Source organism: Gordonia sp. UCD-TK1 (assembly GCF_001691435.1).
Classification (GTDB): domain Bacteria; phylum Actinomycetota; class Actinomycetes; order Mycobacteriales; family Mycobacteriaceae; genus Gordonia; species Gordonia hongkongensis.
In genome coordinates, this window is sequence record NZ_LZMP01000011.1 from 40862 (window position 1) to 61598 (window position 20737).

Genomic DNA, 20737 nt, shown 5'->3' on the forward strand with positions numbered 1-20737 from the left:
CTCCTGATCAGATCCCTGCGTCCACTCACGCAGCACCAACCGAAGGCCGGTCACCCGAGCGGGGGGCCGGCCTTCGGCGTTCCGAGCACGGCTTCGGCGACTTCCCGCGACCACTGGACATACTCGAGGACCGCACCGTCGGTATGGCGAAGGTAGGCGAATCGTCCTGTCGTGCTCTCGGATTCGCCGATGACCTCGGCCCCGGCTTCGCCACTGACCTGCGAGATCAAGGCGTCTAGATCGTCGACGATGACCGGTCCGACGGTCGACCGGTAGGCCTCGACGTCGTCGTCGGCTCCCGCGATGAGGAGGAAGTTCCCGACGGCGGCGAGTTCGGCCTTCTCGAAGGTGAACCGCAGATCGGCGGATGCGCCGACGATCGTCTCGTACAGCGGTAGAGACTCGTCGAGGTCGGCGACGAATATCCTGGCGTAGGTCTTCAGCACTCGCATCGACCCCACGCTAGGAGCGCAGGCGGATGAGCGGCAGTACGCACTTCGAGGTGAGCGGGGACGCCGCGCCGTCGTCCGGGGCCGAAGAGCGCGCCCGACAACTCGCGCGGTCGGTGTTCAGCGTCGTGTCGACGAAATGGGGTCTGACCGTCCTCGAGGAGATCCGGCAGCGACCCCGCCGGTTTCGCGAGTTGAAGCGGTCGATCGGGACGATCAGCGACAAGGTGCTCACCCAGACGCTGCGTGACCTCGAGACGCACGGCCTGATCCATCGGCACGACCATCGCACCGCCAACCCACGGGTGGACTACACGCTGACCGACGCCGGCCGCGACCTCGTCACGACGGTCCACGGCCTGTGCGACTGGTCGCGAACGCATCTCGACGACCTGCTCGACGCGCGCGGGTCGGCTGATCGCATGTGAGGCACTCCCGGGAACGTTCTCGATCCGCGAGGTGTTGAGAGGGCAATGAGCGCTCCCATCACCGTCGACATCTGGTCCGACATCGCCTGCCCCTGGTGCTACATCGGCAAACGGAAGTTCGAGGCGGGCCTCGCCGAGTTCGACGGACGCGACGACGTCGAAGTGACCTACCACAGCTTCGAGCTCGCACCGGATACGCCGGTCGACTTCGACGGTTCAGAGGTCGACTTCCTCGTCCGGCACAAGGGCATGCCGGCCGATCAGGTCCGGGGGATGCTCGACCAGGTCCGCGGGATCGCCGCCGAGGTCGGTCTCGACTACGACTTCGACCGGCTGCAGCACACCAAGACCCTGAAAGCGCATGAGGCCCTGCACTTCGCGAAAGCGCATGGCCGACAGGCGGATCTGGCCGAGCGTCTGTTCCAGGCGTACTTCGAGCAGGGGCGCCACGTCGGCCGCGCCGACGAACTCGCCGATCTGGCGGCCGATGTCGGTCTCGATCGCGACGCCGTGCTGGCCGCGCTCGAGTCGGGCGAGTACGCCGCGGCCGTCGAGGCCGACATCGACCAAGCCCGTGCATACGGGATCAGCGGGGTTCCCTTCTTCGTGATCAACGGCAAGTACGGGATCTCCGGAGCCCAGGCGCCGGAAACCTTCGCGCAGGCCCTCGACAAGGTCCGCGCCGAGGAGTCCGATCGTGTCTGACCCGCTTGTGCCCTTCGAGATGATCGGCGACGACGACGCGGCCGTCTGCGTCGACGGCGTGTGTGCGGTGCCGGAGGTCGGGACCGACGCGTCGGACTCCGCATCCGACTGAGCCCCGAAGGCCGAGCGTCGATCACCTCCTCGAGGCCATCGCGGGCTTCGGCTGACGCTGCGCGGCAGTAGATCGCACCCACCGCTGGTTGAGCCGGTGACGAGCGAAGCGAGGAGCCGAGTCGAAGCCACCGAGGTGACCTCGGTCCACGTTGTGCGGCAGTGGATCGCACCCACCGCAGGTTGAGCCGGTGACGAGCGAAGCGAGGAGCCGAGTCGATGCCACCGAGGTGACCTCGGTCCACGCTGCGCGGCAGTAGGTCGCACCCGCCGCTGGTTGAGTCGGTCCTGGTGTGACGCCGGGGCCGGGATCGCCGATCTTCGGTAGCAGCTGACAACTCTGAGTTCGGCGCCGCGCGGAGCTCCGCCGGGTGTGAGCGCCCGTCCGAAGTGGGTAAGCGGGCGCCATGCAGACGTTCCTGCCGTACCCGGACTTCCGACGCTCCGCCCAGGTCCTGGACCCCGCGCGCCTCGGTAAGCAGCGCGTGGAGACGTTGCAGATCCTGCGGGCGCTCGAACTCTTCGATTACGGCTGGGCCAGCCATCCCGCGGTCACGATGTGGCGTGGGCACACCCCGGCGCTGGTCGCCTACGGACTCGCTTTCGTCGACGTGTGGACCGGCGGCGGTCGTGCAGACACCACTGCTCCGATGATCGCCGAGTTCGCGCCCGAGGTGGTGGGTGCGTCCCAAGCCGAGCTGACCGCGCAGGGTCTGATGCCCGCGTGGCTCGGCGACGACCGACTCCATCGCAGTCACCGTTCGGCGCTGCTCCGCACTTCTACGGCTCCGTGTTCGCCGACGTCGACATCGACGACGAGATGCCGTACTTCTGGCCGGAGCCGCCGGCCACCGACGCGCACGATCTGGACGAACCGACCCGCGCCGTGTGGATCATCCGGGCCGGATCCGACGAACAGTACGCACAGTTCCGACAGCGGCAGATCGTCGGATTGGGCGACGAATCCGGCATCGACACCGACGCGTCGGTGGGCACCGAGGCCGGCCTGCGCGTGTTGCTGAAGGAGCGAAGTCCCGGGCGGCGGCCGGGCAAGGACCTCCGCGTGCTCGCGTCGTTCGTCTCCGATCTGCGGGTGGGGGACGAGGTCGCCGTCGTCGACCCCACCGACCCGAACGTGCTGCCACTGGGGACGTTGATCGGCGAGTACGAGTTCTCCCGTCGAGGCAGGGTGCTCACCCCGCATCGGCGTCGGGTCCGCTGGACCGGCACGCTCGAGCGGTCGGCCGTCGCCCCGCCGGCGCTGCTCCAGAATCCACGAATGCTGTTTCCGGTGTCGGTGCGATCAGAGGCGGTCCGGTTGTAGTCCGATCGGCCGAATCTGGCACCGGGTGGTCGGTGAAAGCGGTCCCTGCGCCTTTCGAAGTGGCCGGTCGTTTTCGACGGCAGAGACGAGTCCGGCCTGGTGCACTCGCACGAGATCGGCTGTTCAGGAGCACGACGTCTCGACCGGTCGGGATTAGTCATCGTGAAATCGCCTCCAATAATGACCATGGTGCGCGCAATCGCAAGGTGAACAGCGATGACCCCCGGCCGTGGTAATCCGGACGGGGCCGTCTCCGGTGCGTATGGTGAAACGTATTCGGATCGATATCTGCGTGTGTGAATTCCGTTGTCGAGACGGCGGCGCGGTAGTGATGTGAGCATGTAGTGATGTGAAGGGACTGTGATGTCCGCAGTGGGTGGTCTGTTCCGCCGACGCCTGGTCGCCACAACGGTCTCGATCGTTGTACTCGTTGTCGCGCTTGCTGTTCCGTCGTTCGCCGGCGCCGACTCGGGAGATTCCTCGTCCCGGGCGAAGGCGCTGGCCCGCGCTGTCGCCGATGGCCGGGTCCTGGACCTGTCGGTGTATTCGCCGTCGATGAAACGTCACGTACCGGTCCGGGTTCTCGTGCCCGCCGACCGCTCGGTGCCCCGACCGACGCTGTATCTGCTGAATGGCGCGGGTGGCGGCGAGGGCACCGGACACTGGTTCGAGCAAACCGACATCGTTGATTTCGTCGCCGACAAGAATGTGAATGTCGTCGTGCCGATGCGCGGTGCGTACAGCTATTACACCGACTGGGTGAAAGTCGACCCGGTGCTGGGGCGAAACAAATGGACAACGTTTCTGACCAGCGAATTACCGCCGCTCATCGATCGGAAGCTGAACACCACCGGCGTGAATGCGATCGCGGGGATCTCCATGGCGGGAACGTCGTCGTTGAGTCTTGCCCAAGCCGCACCTCAGCTCTACCGCGCGGTCGCCTCCTACAGCGGTTGTGCGGAGACGAGTACGAATCTCGGCCGACTCGCCATCCGCGCGGTCGTCGAAGGACGCGGCGGTGGCGACATCGCCAACATCTGGGGCCCGGTCGGCTCCCCGGGGTGGCGGGCGCACGACCCGGTCGTCAACGCCTACAAGCTGCGCGGCAAGGCGATCTACATCAGCACCGGCACGGGGGTCCCCGGACCGCACGACCGGTTGCAGGGCCAGGGAATCGACGGGAAGACCACGATCTACATCGACCAGATCGCGGTCGGCGGCGCCATCGAGGCCGCCACCCACCAGTGCACGCTCAATCTCGATCGTCGACTCAAGCAACTCGGCATCCCCGCGACCGTCGACTACGCACCGGGGACGCACGCCTGGCCCTACTGGCAGGACCAGCTCGTGAAGTCGTGGCCGATGCTCGAAAGCGCGCTCACCGACTGACCGGCGCACAATCTGTCACGATGTGACCGTGACTGCGACCCCCGGCGCGCCCAGCCCCATCTCCAGCCTGCCCAATCTCCGCGATCTCGGCGGCTGGCGGACCGGGGACGGGCAGACGGTTCGATCCGGCGTCCTGTACCGGTCCACGGATTTCTCCGCGCTCGACACCGCCGACGTCTCCGCGTTCGAGTCGCTCGGTCTGAAGGCCGTCTACGACCTGAGGTCGGCGCACGAGAGCGAGGCCATTCCCGACCCCGTCCTGTCCGGTGCGTCGAACATCGCACTCGATGTCCTCGCCGATGCGCAGATGTCGATTCCCGCCAATATCGGTGCTGTCCTCGCCGACCCCGCCGTCGTCGCGCAGGCCGACGAGATGCTGTCCGGCGGCAAGGCGCGCGAGATGATCTGCGGGACCTATCGCGAGATGATCACCCTGCCCAGTGCGACGGCGTCGTACACGCAGTTGTTTCGTGGACTGATCGACGGCTCGACGCCGGCCCTCATGCACTGCACCACCGGCAAGGACCGAACAGGTTGGGCCGCAGCATCTCTGCTGACACTGCTCGGGGTGCCGAAGGACGACGTCTATCGCGACTACCTGCTCACCAATGAACGTCTGATCCCGTCGCTCACACCCATCTTCGACGGGTTCGCCGCCGCCGGGGGCGATCCCGAGCTCCTCGTCGGCGTGCTGGGCGTCGACTCCGGCTACCTCGACGCCGCGTTCGACGAGGTGGACAAGCGGTACGGCGGAATCGAGGGTTACTTCGGCGAGGCGCTGGGTCTGGGTGCCGCCGACCAGAAGGCCCTCCGGGACCGGTATCTGACGTAGGGCGCCGCCCGAGACGCTGTGGCAGCGAGGTGTCACCCACACGGGTGTCATCTGGTCGTCGTGCTTTCACCCGATGAGGGGATATCCGTGGTTGGCGGGTCGCATTAGCGTCGGAACCACCCCCAAAACGACTCGACTGCCGGAGAACTCAATGCGCACAACCACTTTCGCAAGAGCTGCCCTCATCCTGGCCACGACGGCGACCGCTGCGGTCGTCCCGGCCGCGATCGCCGATGCCGCGCCACTCGAGTCCGGGAGCCTCGACGGCGGAAGCATCGACGGGGGCAGTCTCGAGGAATACGGTCTGGGCGGCCTCGACTACTTCGGGAGTCTCGGGGGCAATCAGGCTCCGCCGTCGACCCAGCGGTGCAACTCCGAGACCAAGTCCGGCGGCTACGGAGTCACCGAGACCCGGCACATCCTCGGCCTGCGAGGCCCGACGAGCTTCACGCTGAACTACGACACCTACGACATCCCGGACGAGATCCGCGTGTTCTACGGTGGCCGGCAGATCTACAACACCGGTTACGTCGGAGACGACATCAACCAGGGAACCGGCAGTGTCCGGATCACGGTGCCGGCCGGTGGCGACACCTCGGTCGTGGTGCGAGTGACCGGGCCGGACCGGAACACGGAGTGGGACTACACCGTGTACTGTCCCGGGGCCAGCTGATCGCCCGACGACCGTCGGTAGTGTCTTGGGGTGAGTGAATTCAGCTTGATCGAGAAGGCCGCGTTGGGCAGCGGCGCCGATTTCTGGACCACCAAATCGGTCGGTTCCGTTCCCGCGCTGACACTCACCGACGGTCCGCACGGGGTCCGGAAACAGACCGGCGCCACCGACCACCTCGGCCTCGCCGGCAGCGAACCCGCCACCTGCTTCCCGCCCGCGGTCGGACTCGGCCAGAGTTGGGACACCGGGCTGATCCGTCGTGTCGGCGAAGCGCTCGGCCGCGAGGCACGCGGTCTCGACGTCGACGTACTGCTCGGCCCGGGCGTGAACATCAAGCGAGATCCCCGGTGCGGCCGCAACTTCGAGTACTTCTCCGAGGATCCGTTCGTCACGGGCCGGCTCGGCGCGGCGTGGGTGAGCGGCGTACAGAGCATCGGGGTCTGCACGTCGCTCAAACACTTCGCGCTGAACAACGCCGAGGACGACCGGATGCGGTCGAGTTCGGACGTCGACCCGCGCCCGATGCGGGAGATCTACCTCCGCGCCTTCGCGCGTATCATCCGCACGGCGAACCCGTGGACCGTGATGTGCTCCTACAACCGCATCAACGGCACGTACGCGGCGGAGAACCGGTGGCTCCTCACCGACTTGTTGCGGGGCGAGTGGGGCTACGACGGCGTGGTGGTCTCCGACTGGGGTGCGGTCGCCGACCGCGTTCGGGCGGTCGCCGCCGGCCTGGATCTCGAGATGCCCGGCCCGGGGGACCGCACCGACGCGCAGGTCGTGGACGCGGTCCGGAACGGAACCCTCGACGAGGCGGCGCTGGACCGGTCGGCCCGGGCGGTCCGGGAACTCGCGGAGCGGGCCGCCACGGGCCGGACGAACCGGACCGTCGTCGACTTCGATCTCCACCATCGCCTCGCGCGCGAGGCCGCATCACGGTCCATCGTCCTGCTCAAGAACGACGGCGATCTCCTCCCGTTGAGCCCCGGACGCTCCGTCGCGGTCATCGGCTCGTTCGCGCACGACCCCCGCTATCAGGGCGGCGGCAGTTCGCACGTGAACCCGACGCGCCTCGACGTACCGGTGGACGAGATCCGGGCAGCCGGCGGCACGGTGACCTACGCCCCGGGTTTCAGCACCGACGGCTCGCGGGCGGATACGGCGGGCGCGATCGCCGCGGCGACGGACGCCGAGGCCGCCGTGCTGTTCCTGGGACTGGCGGCCGCGCAGGAGTCGGAGGGCTTCGACCGCGACGACATCGAACTGCCGGCGGACCAGGTCGAGTTGCTGACCGCGATCCTGGCGGTGCAACCGCGAACGGTGGTCGTGCTCGCTCACGGAGGCGTCCTGCGCCTCGGGTCGATCGCCGCGGCCCCGGCAATCCTCGACGGCGCGCTCCTCGGCCAGGCCGGGGGTGGTGCCGTCGCCGACGTGCTCTTCGGGGTCGTCAACCCGTCGGGTCGGCTCACCGAGACCGTGCCGGTCAGGTTGCAGGACACCCCGGCATACCTGAATTTCCCGAACGAGAACTCGCACATCCGCTACGGCGAGGGCATCTTCGTCGGCTACCGCTGGTACGACGCCCGCGACATCGAGGTCGCCTATCCTTTCGGACACGGATTGTCCTACACGACTTTCGAGTACTCGGATCTGTCCGTCGCATCGGATGATCCGGGCGTCACCGGTGTGGTCGTCGGATTGACGGTGACCAACACCGGTTCTCGGACCGGGCGTGACATCGTCCAGGTCTACACGTCGAAGTCGGACTCCCGAGTCGGACGACCGCCGCGCGAGCTGACGGGCTTCGCGACCACCCGAGACCTCGAACCCGGTGAGTCGCAGACTATCTCGATCACAATCGACCGGAGCGATCTCGCCTACTGGGACATCCGCGTCGACCGCTGGATCGTCGAACCGGGTGAGTACGGCGTCGAGGTCGGCGCGTCGAGCCGGGACATCCGGCTGACCACCACCGTCGAGATCGCGGGCGACGAGGTTCGCCTCGCGATCGACGAGAACTCGACCCTCGGCGAGGTCCTGGCGAATCCTGCTGCGGCGCAAGCGCTCGCGTCCCGGTTCGAGGACAACCCGCTGACGAGCTCCGACGACGCCCTGGGCGTCGACATGGCACGGATGATGGCGTCTATACCGCTCGGACGCCTCGCCGGGTTCGGGATGCGCGACGAGGACATCGCCGCGATCATCGCGGCGGCACGCACGGACTGATCGCGCTACCGGAACACGATGCAGGTGGTGGTCCCGTGGGCGACGAGCTTGCCGTCGGCGGAGAACACCTTGCCCTCGGCGGTCGCGGTGGTGCGGCCGGCGTGGATGACGGTACCCACGCCGGTCAGCTCCCCGGCGTCCACGGCGACCGAGCGGATGTAGTTCACCTTCAGCTCCAGCGTCGTGTAGCCGACCCCGGCGGGCAGGGTGGTGTGGACGGCGCACCCCATCACCGAGTCCAGCAGCGTGGCGCAGATACCGCCGTGAACGGTGCCGAGAGGGTTGGCGAAGTCGGGCTGCGGAGTCACGGCGAAGGTGACCGCGCCCTCGTCGATCTGCTTGAACACCATGCCCAGGAGGCGGCCGATGCTCGGACGGTCGGAGCCCGCGCCGCCCGCCTGCCAGGCTCGCAGCAGCTCGAGTCCGGACATGGCGGTGGGGTCGGTGGGTGCGTCGGTCGTGGTCGTCATGACTATGCATGGTTGCATACTCCGCCGTGATTATGAAGGTCTGCATACTGGCGAGGCCGCGCCGCATACGGGATGACCTCGGCCGATGCTATGTATGCTGGCCACGACATCGGTTGTATGAGGGTCGGCATAGGAGTTGTTTGCTGCATGGCGTCACATCCCGCCGAGTCCGTGATCACCGGCGCGGACGACCGCGGCCCCCGCGAACGCATGGTCGTGCACGCGGCCGATCTGATCGGCCGCGACGGGGTCGCCGCCACCTCCATCGGCGACGTGATCTCGGCGAGTTCCGCACCACGGGGATCGATCTACCACCATTTCCCGGGCGGTAAGACCCAACTGATGACCGAAGCCGTCCGGTACGCCGGTGAATTCATCGCCGAACGCATCGGGCGTCCGACCACGATGACCCCGGCCGACACGGTGCGCGAGATCGGCGGGGTGTGGCGGCGACTGCTGGTCAACACCGACTTCCAGTTCGGCTGCCCCGTGCTGGCCGGCGGACTCGCCCGCCGCAGCGAACCCGCGGTGGCGGACGCATCCGCCGAGATCCTGCAGCGCTGGGCCGACCTGGTCACCGCGCGGCTGGTGGTCGACGGCGTCGACAGCGACCGTGCCGACTCACTGGCCAACCTCATCATCGCGGCGGTCGAGGGAGCGGTCGGACTGTGCCAGACGCGGCGCAGCGTCGAACCCCTCGATCGCGTCATCGCCGAACTGGCGAGCCTCTGCGACGCGGCCGTCGATCGGGTCTGATCCGGGGCGAGACGTTGGACACAGGTGTGCTCCGTTAGTAGGTTCACCATGTCGTCACCGCCGTGGTGGCGTCTGGCCTGCATCCGTTCATCGTCGGGGCGGGCTCGAATCGGTGGGTGAGCTCGGGGAGGTTGCGCCATGACGCCGGTCTTCCGGCATGCGCTGGGTTCGGACTTCGACCGTCTGCATCCCAACGTCGCATGGCGCTACGGCATCGACTCGACTTCCGGTGTCGCGCAGGTCTGTAGCGGTATCTACGAGTCGGTCTACGTGTCGTCGGCGCTGCCGCCGCCCGCCCTGTGGCATTACGCCAAGCGCAATGCGCTGCCCTCGAAGACCAGTCGCATGGTGCCGTTCACCCAGGGTTACTACTGCTACTCCGACGAGCTGGGGCGCGAGTCGCTCGCGGTGCTGCGGAATTTCCAGTACACGACCGGCCCGCGCAAGCTGAACTCCCTGCTGGTGGCCGGGCGCACGGGCCTGGTCGACTACTTCGGCGACGGCCCCGAGTTCCTGTATCCGATCGAGCCGTCGGTGACGCGATCCGGCGAACTGTTGCTCGAGAGCGGACCGATGCGCTGGCTCGGACGCGGACCCAAGGTCGGGATGAAGGGGCTGTTCACCGCTCAGATGAAGTACATCGAGGGGTGGGACGAGAAACGGGATCGATTCCGCTGCGACGCGACCGTCCGCAACCCCCTCATCGGCGAGATCATGCACTTCCGCGGCTGGTTCACCGCCGTCGACCAGGCGTGCTCGTTGCGCGACATCCCGGACGAGGCGTGGCCGGTCAACCTGGTCGACCGCGAGAGCTGAACGGTTCGATCCAGGGCGACTCCGTCGCGGCAATCCAGGGCGACTCCGTCGCGGCTCGACACAGCCTCGACAGTTCGTTGCATAGGCGGAACGGGCGCGCGGTAGGTTCAGCGCATGGCTGTCTCAGCGAACATCGAATTCGACGTCGCCGCCCCGGTCTCGGTGGTGATGGAAGTGCTCATGGACATCGAGTCCCTACCGGACTGGTCGGGCCCGCACAAGGAAGCCGAGATCCTGTCCAGCTACGACGACGGCACGCCGCAGAAGGTGCGGATGGTCGTCACCGCCGCGGGTATCTCCGACGAGCAGACCTGCACCTATGACTGGACCGAGAACTCGTGCGAATGGCACCTCATCGAGTCGAATCAGTTGAGCGAGCAGCACGGCAAGTACACCGTCACCGAATCCGACAAGGGTGCCCATGTCCGCTTCGACCTGGCCGTCGAGCTGAAGATCAAGCTGCCCGGACTCATCGTGAAACGCGCCCAGAAGATGGCCGTGGACACCGCGCGCAAGGGACTCACCGCGGAAGTGGAGAAGCGCGCGGCGGCCTGAGGACGATCGTGACCGGGACGTGACGAGTCGATCGTCTCCTCCACGGCGCCGGCCCCTGTACGCTGAGGGCGTTCCTTACCGGGCGCCCGAGCTATGGAGGCCAAAGCAGTTGAGAAGCAAGAAGTTTGCCGTTCGCGGCCTGGTCCTGGCGGCGGGGCTCGCCGGATGTGTTGGTTTCGCCGGATTGTCGGGCGAAGGGGTCGCCGCGGCGGACACGCGTTGCTCGGTGTCGAACGGTCATCAGGTCGAGCGTGTCGAGGGGCGCAGCGGTTGCGGCGCCAAGGCCGGAGTCGGCAGTCGCGCGAGTGCCGACGAATACAGCGGTCGGGGCACCGCGGTCTCGGTCTCGGACAACGGCGGCAACGCCGCGGCCTACAACCTGCAGCCCGGTTCGACGGCGCTCGCCGGCGCCAACAGCCGGGGCAACGCCTATTCGGTCACGACCGGCCCGAGCGCGCTGTCCGTCGCGCAGGCGCGTCGCGGCGGTACGACGGTCGCGATCGGCGGTTGGGGCGGCGAGGCCTACGCCGGTCCCGAAGGTGCCCGCTGCAGTGGCGGTTTCGCGACCGCGTTCGACACCAGCACCGGTAAGGCATGTCTGCACGCCGGTTCGATCGACCTGCGGAACTGAGCGGCTCCACCTCACGACACCTGAGAGACAGAACACGCCCGGCGCGACGGTAGTTCACCGGAGCGTCGGGCGTCGTTCGCCGCTTCGACCTATCGTTGTGGAGTGACCGACCTCCACGATCCCGAGACACAGATCGGCCCCGACTTCAGCGTGCTCAACGGCCGCGAAGCACTTCAGCAACTCGTCGACCTCCACGACACCACGCACTTCACGGTCAACGACGACGATGACGACGACCCGGTCCTGCTGACCCTGCCCGAACGGAATGTCGTCGACACCTGGCGCGAGGACTACCCGTACGAGGAGCGCATGAGCCGCCGCGAGTACGAGGTCACCAAGCGGCGGCTGCAGATCGAACTGCTGAAGCTGCAGAAGTGGTCCAAGCAGACCGGGCAGCGGCATCTGCTGGTCTTCGAGGGCCGGGACGCGGCGGGCAAGGGCGGCACCATCAAACGATTCAACGAGCACCTCAACCCGCGCGGCGCACGCACGATCGCCCTGGAGAAGCCCAGCGAACGCGAGGCCACCGAGTGGTACTTCCAGCGGTATGTGCAGCACCTGCCCGCCGGCGGGGAGATGGTGTTCTTCGATCGCTCCTGGTACAACCGCGCCGGCGTCGAACGGGTCATGGGGTTCTGCAGTCCGCAGCAGTACACGCAGTTCGTCGCCCAGGTCCCGGCGTTCGAGAAGATGCTCGTCGACGACGGGATCAACCTGGTCAAGTTCTGGTTCTCGGTCACCCCGCTCGAGCAGCGGACCCGGTTCGCGATCCGTCAGATCGACCCGGTGCGCCAGTGGAAGCTGTCGCCCATGGACCTGGCGTCGCTGGACAAGTGGGATGCCTACACCGAGGCGAAAGAGGCGATGTTCGCCACCACCGACACCGACCACGCACCCTGGACCGTGGTGAAGTCCAACGACAAGAAGCGGGCGCGGATCAACGCCATGCGTCACGTGCTGAGTCTCTTCGACTACGACGGCAAGAACGAGTCCTTCGTGGGCACACCCGACCCGCTGATCGTCGGCCGCGCCGCGGATGTGATCGGGGAGTAGTTCCCCGGCTCGGTAGCCTCGTGGCTGTGCGTAGCTTCCTGAGTGCCCTGTTGACACTTGTCGCGATCGCGGCGACCGTTCTCGCCGTACCGTCTTTCTGGCTGGATCAACGCATCGTCGACCAGGCGGGGTTCGTCGCCACGGTCGCGCCGATGGCCGAGAACCAGCAGGTCAAGGACTACCTCGCAGATGAGATCGCCGCGCAGGCGACCGCGCGGACAGACCTGCCGATCGCCGGCGTCCTGGTGCGGCCGCTGGCGGGCCGCTACACCGAGAGTGAACAGTTCCAGCAGGACTTCGCCGATGTCGTCGGCCAGCAGCACGCGTTCCTGTTCGAGGAGCCGGCGCCCGGTTCGGACACCTCGGTGATGCAACTCGACATCACGAACATGATCAACCGCTCCCTGAACCTGACCGGTGGCAACGCGATCCAGGGGCCGGTGGTCGTCGAGTTGACCAACGGCTCCTCGGGCCTCGAGGCGGGCCGGTACGCGGAGGTGGGTAGCCAGATCACGCTGCTCGCCTGGGGCTCGGCGGCGGTGGCCGTGATCGCAGCCGTGCTCGCGCTGCTGATCGCCCGACGACGCGGAACCGTCTTCGCGTGGCTCGGGCTCGGCGTGCTTGCAGCCGGCGTCTCGACCTGGGCCATGGGCCTGTTCTTCGCCGACCGCGCCAAGCAGGAGGTGGCCGGCGCAGAGCGCTCGGGCCGCCAGGTCGCCGAGCTCATCATCGACGGCGCCTACGACGACGTCACCCGGGTCGCACTGATCGTCGGCGGCGTGGGCGTCGCGATGTTCGCCGTCGGGATCCTGGGACGGCTGATCATCGGGCGGCGCTGAGGGAGGGTGCGTCAACCCTGCCCCCTGATCCGAAAGAACGACATGACCATTGGTCCCTGAGGTGCGAGAGCGCAGGCGATGCCTTCCCTCTGCTCCCTGCGGTGCGAGGAGCGCAGGCGATGCCTTCCCTCTGCTCCCTGAGGTGCGAGGAGCGATAGCGACGAGCCTCGAAGGGTTGGCGACGCATCTCGCCAGGACCCTTCGAGACGGCCTCCGCAGGCTCCGGCCTCCTCAGGGAGCAGAGTTCTTTCGTCTCCACGACGGGTCGCCAGGCCTCGGATACTGAGGATTGCCCGGAGTGTGCGTCACGCCCGTTCCCTGAGGAGTGCCCGGAGCTTGCGGAGGGCGTGTCACGCAGGGTCCGCCGAGCACCCCCGACTGATGGACCTCAACTCGACCGATGGACTTCGATCGAAGTGCATCCGTCGAGTTCGAGTTCATCGGTCGGAGCCGGATGCAGTGCGAGGTCGGGCCGGCTCGCTGAAGCAGTTCGTCTGAGCTCTACCACGGTGGTTGTTGGGTCGCAGACGCTGACCCTATGTGACTGGTGGGGTTTTTGTTCACCGCAGTTCACCACCGTTCACCGCTGAGACGTGAGTGGCAGCGACTGCGGTGCAACAGGATTCGATGACGATGAGGGCTGTGGAGAAATCTCGTCGTCGAACGTGATTGCGAGTAGCTTGGTGTCATGCCCTCGATCACCGAGCTCCGCGACACCCTCATCTCACTGCCGTCACCACCCGACGACGGCAGTGGCCGTGCTCTGCACGAGCGGCTCGACGAGCTGCGGATGCTGAGCAACGTGCTCGATCACCAGATCGCCGTACATACAGCACTTTTCGACGCCACGGGTACGGCAGCGCGGGCGGGGTCGACCACACGGAACGCACTGATCGAGATGGGCATGCCACCCGCGGCCGCGCACCGCTATGTGCGGATCGCCGACGGGCTGGAGTCGGTGCCGAAGGTCGCCGACTGTGCTGCCGAGGGCTATCTGTCTGCCGAGTGTGTCGACGCGGTGATCCGCGGGCTAGCGCTCATCGACAAACGTTCTGCCACAGCGCCGTCCGACGACGAGCGCAGCGGATACGAGAGTGAGTTGCTTGCGCAGGCGTTCTCCGGAGCCACCCCCGCCCAGATCGACGACCACGCCCGCGGGATTGCCATCCGGGTCGCCGCCACCGACCCCAGCATTGTGGCGGCGGCCGATGACGCATCGCTGAACACCGTGCACACCAGGATCACCGAAGACGGGCGGGTCGCGATCGCCGGAGATGTGACCGCGGTGATCGGAGAGAAGTTCGTGTCCATGATCGACGAACGGTCCTGTCCGCGTCCCGAACCCGACGGCGCTGCCGATCGTCGAGGTGCGGCCGAGCGACGCGCCGATGCGCTGGAGTTGCTGTTGGATCAAGCCGCGATCGGCGCGGCGATGACCACCGCCGGAGCACCACGCACCCAACTGCTGGTGACCATTCCTGCCGATGGGGTTGGTCCGGCTCGGCTTCCGTGGATGGGTGCGGTGTCAGAATCGACGACACGGCGCTTGTCGTGTGACGGCGGGGTCGCCGAGATCGTCCTTGACAACGAAGGGGTGCCGTTGCGGATGGGCACCACGAAACGACTGTTCCCGCACCATCTGCGGCAGGCGATCATCGTGCGCGATCAATGTTGCGTGAAGTGCGGCGCGCCAGCAGCGCATACGCAAGTTCACCACTTGGTCCATTGGGTCGATGGTGGCCCCACAGATCTGGACAACGGGTGCCTACTCTGCCAACGCTGTCATACCCAGGTCCATCACCACGGCTGGCAGGTGGTGATGGGTCCGGACCGGCATCCGTGGTTGATCCCACCGGCCGACATCGACCCCCGACGCCTGCCCCGACCCGCTTACAACCGACGCACCATGCGACTCGACGACGCCCTCGTATAACTGCCCCGCGCAGACCAGACCCTCCGGCGTCGACACCCCGGCGCCACACGACCTTTGACAACTCCACAGTGTGAGGCGATCCCGGCGGGGTCAGTGCCCGGCAAAGGCCTCCGCGAGCCACCAGGCGCCGCCGTCGTCGGTGATCTTGGCGTCGATGACGAGAGGACCCGACGGTTGGGGTGAAGAGAGCGAGGCGACCCAGTCCCGTACCTCGTCGAGGTCGTCGAGGCCGGTGACCGTCACGCCCGTCGCGCCGTGTCCACGGGCGATCGCGGCGATGTCGACCTCGGGGAACGTCACCGTCGTCATGTCGGCGTCGCCGAAGTGGTGCACCTCGGCCCCGTAGGCGGAGTCGTTGTAGACGATCACGACCAGCGGCAGTGCCAGACGTACGGCGGTCTCCAATTCGGCTATGGCCATGAGGAATCCGCCGTCGCCGGCGCCGAGGACCGGGACCCTGTCCGGTCGCGCGAACGCCGCGCCGATGGCCGTCCCGAGGCCCAGCCCGATCGACTGGAAGGCCTGAGTGAAACAGAAGCCGAACTCGTCTGGCACGGACAGATGCGTCGACGGATAACCCATGAAGTTGCCGGAGTCGATGGAGACGACGCGGTCGGCGGGCAAGATCTCGTCGAGCGCGATCGTCAGTGCCCTCGGATCGACCCGGCCGGCGGTCACCTCGCCGGTGACGGGGACGTCCTGCCACCTCGATGACACCGAGATCCGTTCCCTGACTTCCTCGGTGCGATAACCGGTGGTGCCGCCATCGGCCGCGAGGATCGTGTGCACATCCGTCGCCGTTGCACCGCAGTCGCCGACCACCCCGAGGTCGATCGGGCGATGCGCGCCGATGGCGTCGATGTCGACGTCGACCTGCACCACGGTCGTGTCCGTGCCGATGAGTCGGCCGTGCCGCATCGTCCACATGTTCAGGGCGCAACCCCATCCGACGATGAGGTCGGCGTCGGCGATCAGCTCGGCGGTGGTGGGGGAGGAGAAGCCGCCGGAGATGCCCAACGAGAACGGGTTTCCCGCGAACAGGCCGTTCGCGACCGCCGACGTCGCCACCAGCGCACCGGCGGCCTCGGCCAGGGCCGCGATTTCGGGACCGGCGCAGCGCGCCCCTCGGCCCGCGACGAACATGGGACGCCGGGCGGCACGGAGCAACTCGGCCAGGCGAGTGGCCGACCGGGCTTCGGGCCGCGGCCGTGGCGGTTCGGCGGAGAGCTCGACAGGTCCTTCGAAATCCGCTGCGGCGGCGGCGATGTCGATGGCGACATGGAGCATGACGGTCCGGCGCTGCGTCACCGCGGTGCGGAAGGCGCGGATCACATCCGCCACCACCGTGGTCGGCCCGTAGACACGGTCGTTCACGGCGCCGACGCTCGCGGCGAGGGCCTCCTGGTCGATCCGGAAGTTCGACCGTAACGCCGACGCGGGTGCATCGGCGGTGAGCACGATCGTCGGCGTGCGGCTCTTGGCGGCCTCGGCGATGCCGGTCATCGCGTTGGTGAGCCCACAGCCCTGGTGCACCGACAGCACGCCCACCCGTCCCGACATCCGCGCATAGGCGTCGGCCATGCTGGCAGCCCCGCCCTCGTGGCGGGCGGCGGTGAACGGGACACCGCCGGCCCGAAGGGCGTTGGTCAGCACGAAGTTCCCGCTGCCGACCACACCGAAGGCATGGCCGACGCCGAGATCGGCGAGAACGCGGCCCGCGACGTCGGCGACCGTCGGGCCGTAGCGGCCGGGTGCCGCCATCAACTCTCGACGATCGCCAGCACGCGCGACGGACTGCCGGTGCCGCCGACGATCGGCAACGGGCTCACGACGATCACCGCGCCGGTCGGCGGGAGCGAGCCCAGGTTGCGCAGGGAGGTGAGCCCGTACTTGTCGTTGCCGAGGAAGTGGTAGTGCACGGGGAAGGCGGGATCGAAGCCGCCCGCCAGCCCTGCGTCGACACCGACGGTCTCGACTCCGAGGCCGGTGATCTCGCGCTCGGTGGCCAGCCACTGCGCGCACTCCACCGACACCCCGGGGGTGTGCGACCCGGTCTCGTCGGCGTTGAGGAACTCGGCTTCGGAGCCGCCCCGCGACTCCCAGCCGGTCCGCAACAGCAACCAGGTGCCGGCGGTGAGGCGTCCGTGTTCGGCTTCCCAGGCCTCGACCTCGGCGACGCTCAGGAGATGATCCGGGTCGTCGGCGACCTCGTCGGTCAGGTCGAGGACGGCCGCCGGGCCGATCAGCCGCTGCACCGGGATCTGCGAGACGTCATCCCCGTCGCGTCCGCTGATCCAGTGGATCGGTGCGTCGAGATGGGTGCCGATGTGCTCGCCGGTGTGGATGTTGTTGTGCCGCCAGTACGGCCCCGGCTCGTTGTAGGCGCTGACCTCTTCGAGACTGAAGTCGATCAGGTTCGCGAACGGGGCAGGCAGTCGCAGCGCGGGCGTCGCCGCACTCAACGGAGTCGTCAGATCGACGACGCGGAGCGACCCGTCGGCGAGGCCGGCGACGAAGCCGGACAGGGCGGTGTCGGGCACGAAGGAGCCGGCCACTACTTGCGCGCTCCGCGCCAGTTCATGCCCCAGCCGTACGCCTCGTCGACCTTGTCCTGTGCCCCGCGGATGTAGCGCACCTCGCGGTTGAGAACCAGCTCGCCACCACGGTTCTCGAACAAGGCGATCGCGCACGAGAGCGCCGACTGATCCGCCTCGTCGAGCCGGACCTCGATCTCCGGGCCGTTGGCCGGGAACAGGGTGACGACGCCGTTGGCGCCGGCCCAGTTCGGGGTGCCCTCGTAGATGTAGGCGAAGATCAGGATCCGGCGGATCCGGTCGGTCGCGGAGAGGTCGATGTACATGTTCTCGCCGCCGGAACCCGACCGGTCGTCGCCGTCGAGATAGATGATCGGCTGTCCGTCACGGGGCGCCCGGAACGAGTTGCCCAGTGCCTGCACGATGCCCTTGCTCCCGTCGGTGAACTCCCACAGGCAGGCGAGGTCGAGGTCGATACCCTGCGCCTTGCGGAAGAGCCCGCCGCCCTTGGAGTTCGACGTCCAGCTCAGATTGACGCGCACCTGACCGGAGGTCGCACCCTGCTTGCTCAGCGAGATGCTCGGCGCCGACTTCGTGAGGGTGATCTTCGCCAGCGAGACCGGCGGCGCGGGCGGCTGCTGACCGTAGCCCGCGGGGGTGGGCGGCTGCTGGCCGTAACCCGCGGGAGCGGCCGGGGGCTGGGCGGGCGGCTGCGGCGGCTGGGCCTTCGGACGCTTCGTGTAGTCGATCCCCATCTCGGTTCCTCATCTCGTCGTGGTGACATCGTCGTCGGGTGCGGTGATCGGACGGCGAAAACACACTCGCCGCAGGTGTTGGCGCCCAGCGTAGTGGACCAACGTCAACGGCCGGTGTCCGTTGCCGGGGCGTGAGCCCGCGCGGACGGGCCGAAACTCGATGCGACGTCGAGCCGCCCCTGCGGATTCCGGCGGCAGCTGGCAACGGCGACATGGCACGGACGTGGGACGTTCGCGGGGATCGGAAAGCCGTCGTCGATCTGGTACCGGGTGTTGGTGATCTTCGACGCGACCGCCGCCGGGTCGGCGGGGTGTTCCGGAGCGGCATCCGCCCGAATGACCACCATCGCTTCGGTGACACCGGCCGGCCACTCGAAGCGCACGGTGTCGGCGTCGACGCGGACCGCGGTGATCGGCGGCGGATCGTCGGGATGGGGGGTCGCCGGCGGCTGCGGCGCTGTGGTCGCCGAGGCGGGGGCGGCCGGCGCGGGGGCGGCGTCGGAGCGGGCGGGGGCGGACTGGTTTCCGGCCAGCACGGCGGTGACCTCGTACACCGGCGGCACCGGGTCGGGCCGACTGCCGTCGGAGAGTTCGGTCCCCGCGGTGCGGCCGAGCGTCCGGGTCGACCCGTCGAACCCGATGCGCACGACGCGGTAGGTCACCGACTCCGTCGCGGACGGATCCCAGGAGACGGTGATCGCACCACTCTCGGCGACGAACCGGACGTTGCGCGGCGGCTCCACGGTCAGCACCGTCGCCGCCGAGTTGAGGCCTTCGTGATCGGTGATCCGACGTCGCATCTCGGCAGCGGCGGTGAGGCTTGCCGGGTTGCTCACGGATGCCGACCGCGCGATCTCGCCCGCCTGGGCGACGATGTCCCGCGACGCCTCGAGGCGGGCCTGGAGCGACCCGCCCGAGTCGGGAAGACGGTCGATGTCCCGGGCCCGCCGGAACACGTCCTCCAGCAGTTCGAGCGCCGCGACGTGGCGCATCTCGTCCGCGAGATCCCGGGCCCGGCGGGAGTCCGCCACCGCCTGCGCGATGACCCGTTCGACCTCGTCGGCGACCGCCGCGATCTGCCGGAGCGCCGCGGCATCGTCGCCGGCTCCGGCACGCGCATCGGCGATGGCCGCGCGCGCCCGGACGGGCAGGCCGTCGCGCAAGGCCGCGCGGGCGGCGCGGAGATCGTTCTCCCACAACCGCTTCGGCGGCGTGGGTGGCTCGGCCGACGGCGGGGGGCCGGCCGGTGGGCTCACGGCTGCTCCGAATTCGGCGGCGAGTCCGGCGATCACGGTGCGCGCGTCGCGTGTGCCGAGTCCGCGGGTGCGGGCCTCGTCGAGCAGGAACTCATGGTCCTGCGCACCCAGTTCGTCCTCGACCAGGACCGCGGCTCGGACCCGTGGTCGGAGATGGTCGGTCACGGCGTCGACGACCGATTGCCGATACTCCTGCGCCAGCACGGGATCGGAGAGCAGGACGTCGTGTACGTGGACCAGCAGCTCGTCGAGGACCGCGCGGAAGCGGCCGGCGGCGAGCTCACGGGCTCGTTCGTTGAGCGCGACGGCCCGCGACTCGATGACGCCGCGGTCGGCGGCGGCGTCGGTGTCGAGGTGTAGCAGGGTCAGGAGCGTCGGGGTGGGATCGCCGTCGCGGAGTCGGTCGAACTCGGCGAGCAGGTCGGCGATCTGACCGCGTTGCTGCGCCGACAAGGACACCCGCGGCGGCGCGGGTTCGGCCGACGCGGGCGGGGCGTCGTCGACGATGCGGTGACGCCGCAGTCGGGTGGCGATCTCGGCCGGATCGAGGCCGCCCATGGCGCCGATCTCGTCCAGCCCGGCGCGCTTGGATCTCGGGATTCCGCCGTAGCGCTCGTTGAGCCGCGCGATCGCGTTGTCGAGAAGTTCGAATCGCTGCTGATCGCGCAGTTCGCGTCGGGTGCTCACCGCACGGGCCTCGGCGATCCGACCGGTCTTGTGCCGCAACGGCGCCGACCGCTCGTCGTGTTCGGCAACCAACCGGGCCACCAGGATTCGGTACTTCGGGTGGTCGCGTTGCTTCTGCCAGAAGGCCCACACCTCGTCGAGTCGGGCGGCCACCGCGGCGTCGTCGAGCCGCTCGGCCTCCTCGATCGGGAGGTCATACAGTTCGAACGAATCCGATTCGCTCGGGCCTCCGCGTTTCTCGACCGCAGCGAGCACACGTTTGCGATAGTCGTTGCCGACGAACGGTTCCATCAGGTCTCTCCCCTCCGGCGG

Annotated in this window: 20 protein-coding genes and 1 pseudogene; 15 read left to right on the forward strand and 6 right to left on the reverse strand. The window is 68.1% G+C overall.

Annotation, left to right across the window (positions count from 1 at the left end):
• Positions 1 to 50: 50 nt before the first annotated feature.
• A complete protein-coding gene (locus A9310_RS08065) occupies positions 51 to 452 on the reverse strand; it encodes a VOC family protein (RefSeq protein WP_065630129.1) in 402 nt (133 codons plus the stop codon).
• Between the two features lie 26 nt (positions 453 to 478).
• Between A9310_RS08065 and A9310_RS08070 the strand changes: the two genes are divergently transcribed.
• From A9310_RS08070 to A9310_RS08100, 8 genes and pseudogenes are all read left to right on the forward strand, one after another.
• Positions 479 to 877: a helix-turn-helix domain-containing protein gene (locus A9310_RS08070; RefSeq protein WP_083207299.1), complete on the forward strand. Its 399-nt coding sequence runs from the start codon at positions 479 to 481 to the stop codon at positions 875 to 877.
• Positions 878 to 922: 45 nt separating this feature from the next.
• Positions 923 to 1582, forward strand: a complete 660-nt coding sequence (locus tag A9310_RS08075; protein ID WP_065630130.1) for a DsbA family protein — start codon at positions 923 to 925, stop codon at positions 1580 to 1582.
• Between the two features lie 518 nt (positions 1583 to 2100).
• Positions 2101 to 2418: pseudogene (locus A9310_RS26265) on the forward strand (MSMEG_6728 family protein); the annotation flags it as partial.
• Positions 2418 to 3017 carry a hypothetical protein gene (locus A9310_RS08080; protein WP_254661202.1) on the forward strand — a complete coding sequence of 200 codons (600 nt, stop codon included), beginning with the start codon at positions 2418 to 2420 and terminating at the stop codon, positions 3015 to 3017. The pseudogene A9310_RS26265 and the gene A9310_RS08080, both read left to right, overlap by 1 nt.
• Before the next feature lie 363 nt (positions 3018 to 3380).
• Positions 3381 to 4406, forward strand: coding sequence for an alpha/beta hydrolase family protein (locus tag A9310_RS08085; RefSeq protein ID WP_065630131.1), 1026 nt, complete (start codon positions 3381 to 3383; stop codon positions 4404 to 4406).
• A 28-nt stretch (positions 4407 to 4434) separates the two neighbouring features.
• Positions 4435 to 5238, forward strand: a complete 804-nt coding sequence (locus A9310_RS08090) for a tyrosine-protein phosphatase (protein WP_065630167.1) — start codon at positions 4435 to 4437, stop codon at positions 5236 to 5238.
• Between the two features lie 151 nt (positions 5239 to 5389).
• The gene (locus A9310_RS08095) at positions 5390 to 5911 is read left to right on the forward strand and encodes a hypothetical protein (RefSeq protein ID WP_065630132.1); all 522 of its coding nucleotides are present in this window, start codon (positions 5390 to 5392) and stop codon (positions 5909 to 5911) included.
• 30 nt (positions 5912 to 5941) lie between these two features.
• Positions 5942 to 8140: a glycoside hydrolase family 3 C-terminal domain-containing protein gene (locus tag A9310_RS08100; protein ID WP_065630133.1), complete on the forward strand. Its 2199-nt coding sequence runs from the start codon at positions 5942 to 5944 to the stop codon at positions 8138 to 8140.
• A gap of 5 nt (positions 8141 to 8145) precedes the next feature.
• On the opposite strand, the gene A9310_RS08105 is transcribed toward A9310_RS08100, so the two are convergent.
• The gene (locus A9310_RS08105; RefSeq protein WP_065630134.1) at positions 8146 to 8628 is read right to left on the reverse strand and encodes a PaaI family thioesterase; all 483 of its coding nucleotides are present in this window, start codon (positions 8626 to 8628) and stop codon (positions 8146 to 8148) included.
• A gap of 129 nt (positions 8629 to 8757) precedes the next feature.
• On the opposite strand from A9310_RS08105, the gene A9310_RS08110 reads away from it, so the two are divergent.
• The 7 genes from A9310_RS08110 to A9310_RS08140 all read left to right on the forward strand — a co-directional run bounded on the left by A9310_RS08110 (position 8758) and on the right by A9310_RS08140 (position 15193).
• The gene (locus A9310_RS08110; protein WP_058251303.1) at positions 8758 to 9366 is read left to right on the forward strand and encodes a TetR/AcrR family transcriptional regulator; all 609 of its coding nucleotides are present in this window, start codon (positions 8758 to 8760) and stop codon (positions 9364 to 9366) included.
• A gap of 138 nt (positions 9367 to 9504) precedes the next feature.
• Positions 9505 to 10182, forward strand: a complete 678-nt coding sequence (locus A9310_RS08115) for a DUF4166 domain-containing protein (protein ID WP_065630135.1) — start codon at positions 9505 to 9507, stop codon at positions 10180 to 10182.
• A gap of 114 nt (positions 10183 to 10296) precedes the next feature.
• Positions 10297 to 10737: an SRPBCC family protein gene (locus A9310_RS08120; RefSeq protein ID WP_058251301.1), complete on the forward strand. Its 441-nt coding sequence runs from the start codon at positions 10297 to 10299 to the stop codon at positions 10735 to 10737.
• Positions 10738 to 10846: 109 nt separating this feature from the next.
• Entirely contained in the window at positions 10847 to 11368 is a 522-nt protein-coding gene (locus A9310_RS08125) for a DUF6764 family protein (RefSeq protein ID WP_065630136.1), read from the forward strand.
• 102 nt (positions 11369 to 11470) lie between these two features.
• Positions 11471 to 12421 (forward strand): polyphosphate kinase 2, encoded by a 951-nt coding sequence (gene ppk2 / locus A9310_RS08130; RefSeq protein WP_058251299.1) that lies wholly within the window; start codon positions 11471 to 11473, stop codon positions 12419 to 12421.
• Positions 12422 to 12447: 26 nt separating this feature from the next.
• Positions 12448 to 13260, forward strand: coding sequence for a hypothetical protein (locus A9310_RS08135; protein WP_058251298.1), 813 nt, complete (start codon positions 12448 to 12450; stop codon positions 13258 to 13260).
• Between the two features lie 688 nt (positions 13261 to 13948).
• Complete coding sequence (locus tag A9310_RS08140; protein WP_065630137.1) at positions 13949 to 15193, forward strand: HNH endonuclease signature motif containing protein; 1245 nt, start codon at positions 13949 to 13951, stop codon at positions 15191 to 15193.
• Between the two features lie 90 nt (positions 15194 to 15283).
• On the opposite strand, the gene A9310_RS08145 is transcribed toward A9310_RS08140, so the two are convergent.
• From A9310_RS08145 to A9310_RS08160, 4 genes are all read right to left on the reverse strand, one after another.
• A complete protein-coding gene (locus tag A9310_RS08145) occupies positions 15284 to 16954 on the reverse strand; it encodes a thiamine pyrophosphate-binding protein (RefSeq protein ID WP_065630138.1) in 1671 nt (556 codons plus the stop codon).
• Positions 16954 to 17733, reverse strand: coding sequence for a cyclase family protein (locus tag A9310_RS08150; RefSeq protein WP_065630168.1), 780 nt, complete (start codon positions 17731 to 17733; stop codon positions 16954 to 16956). Before A9310_RS08150 ends, A9310_RS08145 begins: the two co-directional genes overlap by 1 nt.
• A gap of 14 nt (positions 17734 to 17747) precedes the next feature.
• A complete protein-coding gene (locus A9310_RS08155; RefSeq protein ID WP_083207301.1) occupies positions 17748 to 18482 on the reverse strand; it encodes a tellurium resistance protein in 735 nt (244 codons plus the stop codon).
• Positions 18483 to 18586: 104 nt separating this feature from the next.
• Positions 18587 to 20716, reverse strand: a complete 2130-nt coding sequence (locus A9310_RS08160) for a hypothetical protein (RefSeq protein WP_065630139.1) — start codon at positions 20714 to 20716, stop codon at positions 18587 to 18589.
• Positions 20717 to 20737: the final 21 nt, after the last annotated feature.

What these genes read in the sequence shown, in the direction of transcription:
- A9310_RS08145 (WP_065630138.1), bottom strand. Translation starts at nt 16,954, where the DNA reads ATGGCGGCACCCGGCCGCTACGGCCCGACGGTCGCCGACGTCGCGGGC.
- A9310_RS08110 (WP_058251303.1), top strand. Translation starts at nt 8,758, where the DNA reads ATGGCGTCACATCCCGCCGAGTCCGTGATCACCGGCGCGGACGACCGC.
- A9310_RS08095 (WP_065630132.1), top strand. Translation starts at nt 5,390, where the DNA reads ATGCGCACAACCACTTTCGCAAGAGCTGCCCTCATCCTGGCCACGACG.
- A9310_RS08155 (WP_083207301.1), bottom strand. Translation starts at nt 18,482, where the DNA reads ATGGGGATCGACTACACGAAGCGTCCGAAGGCCCAGCCGCCGCAGCCG.
- A9310_RS08105 (WP_065630134.1), bottom strand. Translation starts at nt 8,628, where the DNA reads ATGCAACCATGCATAGTCATGACGACCACGACCGACGCACCCACCGAC.
- A9310_RS08075 (WP_065630130.1), top strand. Translation starts at nt 923, where the DNA reads ATGAGCGCTCCCATCACCGTCGACATCTGGTCCGACATCGCCTGCCCC.
- A9310_RS08070 (WP_083207299.1), top strand. Translation starts at nt 479, where the DNA reads ATGAGCGGCAGTACGCACTTCGAGGTGAGCGGGGACGCCGCGCCGTCG.
- A9310_RS08065 (WP_065630129.1), bottom strand. Translation starts at nt 452, where the DNA reads ATGCGAGTGCTGAAGACCTACGCCAGGATATTCGTCGCCGACCTCGAC.
- A9310_RS08085 (WP_065630131.1), top strand. Translation starts at nt 3,381, where the DNA reads ATGTCCGCAGTGGGTGGTCTGTTCCGCCGACGCCTGGTCGCCACAACG.
- A9310_RS08115 (WP_065630135.1), top strand. Translation starts at nt 9,505, where the DNA reads ATGACGCCGGTCTTCCGGCATGCGCTGGGTTCGGACTTCGACCGTCTG.
- A9310_RS08140 (WP_065630137.1), top strand. Translation starts at nt 13,949, where the DNA reads ATGCCCTCGATCACCGAGCTCCGCGACACCCTCATCTCACTGCCGTCA.
- A9310_RS08160 (WP_065630139.1), bottom strand. Translation starts at nt 20,716, where the DNA reads ATGGAACCGTTCGTCGGCAACGACTATCGCAAACGTGTGCTCGCTGCG.
- A9310_RS08120 (WP_058251301.1), top strand. Translation starts at nt 10,297, where the DNA reads ATGGCTGTCTCAGCGAACATCGAATTCGACGTCGCCGCCCCGGTCTCG.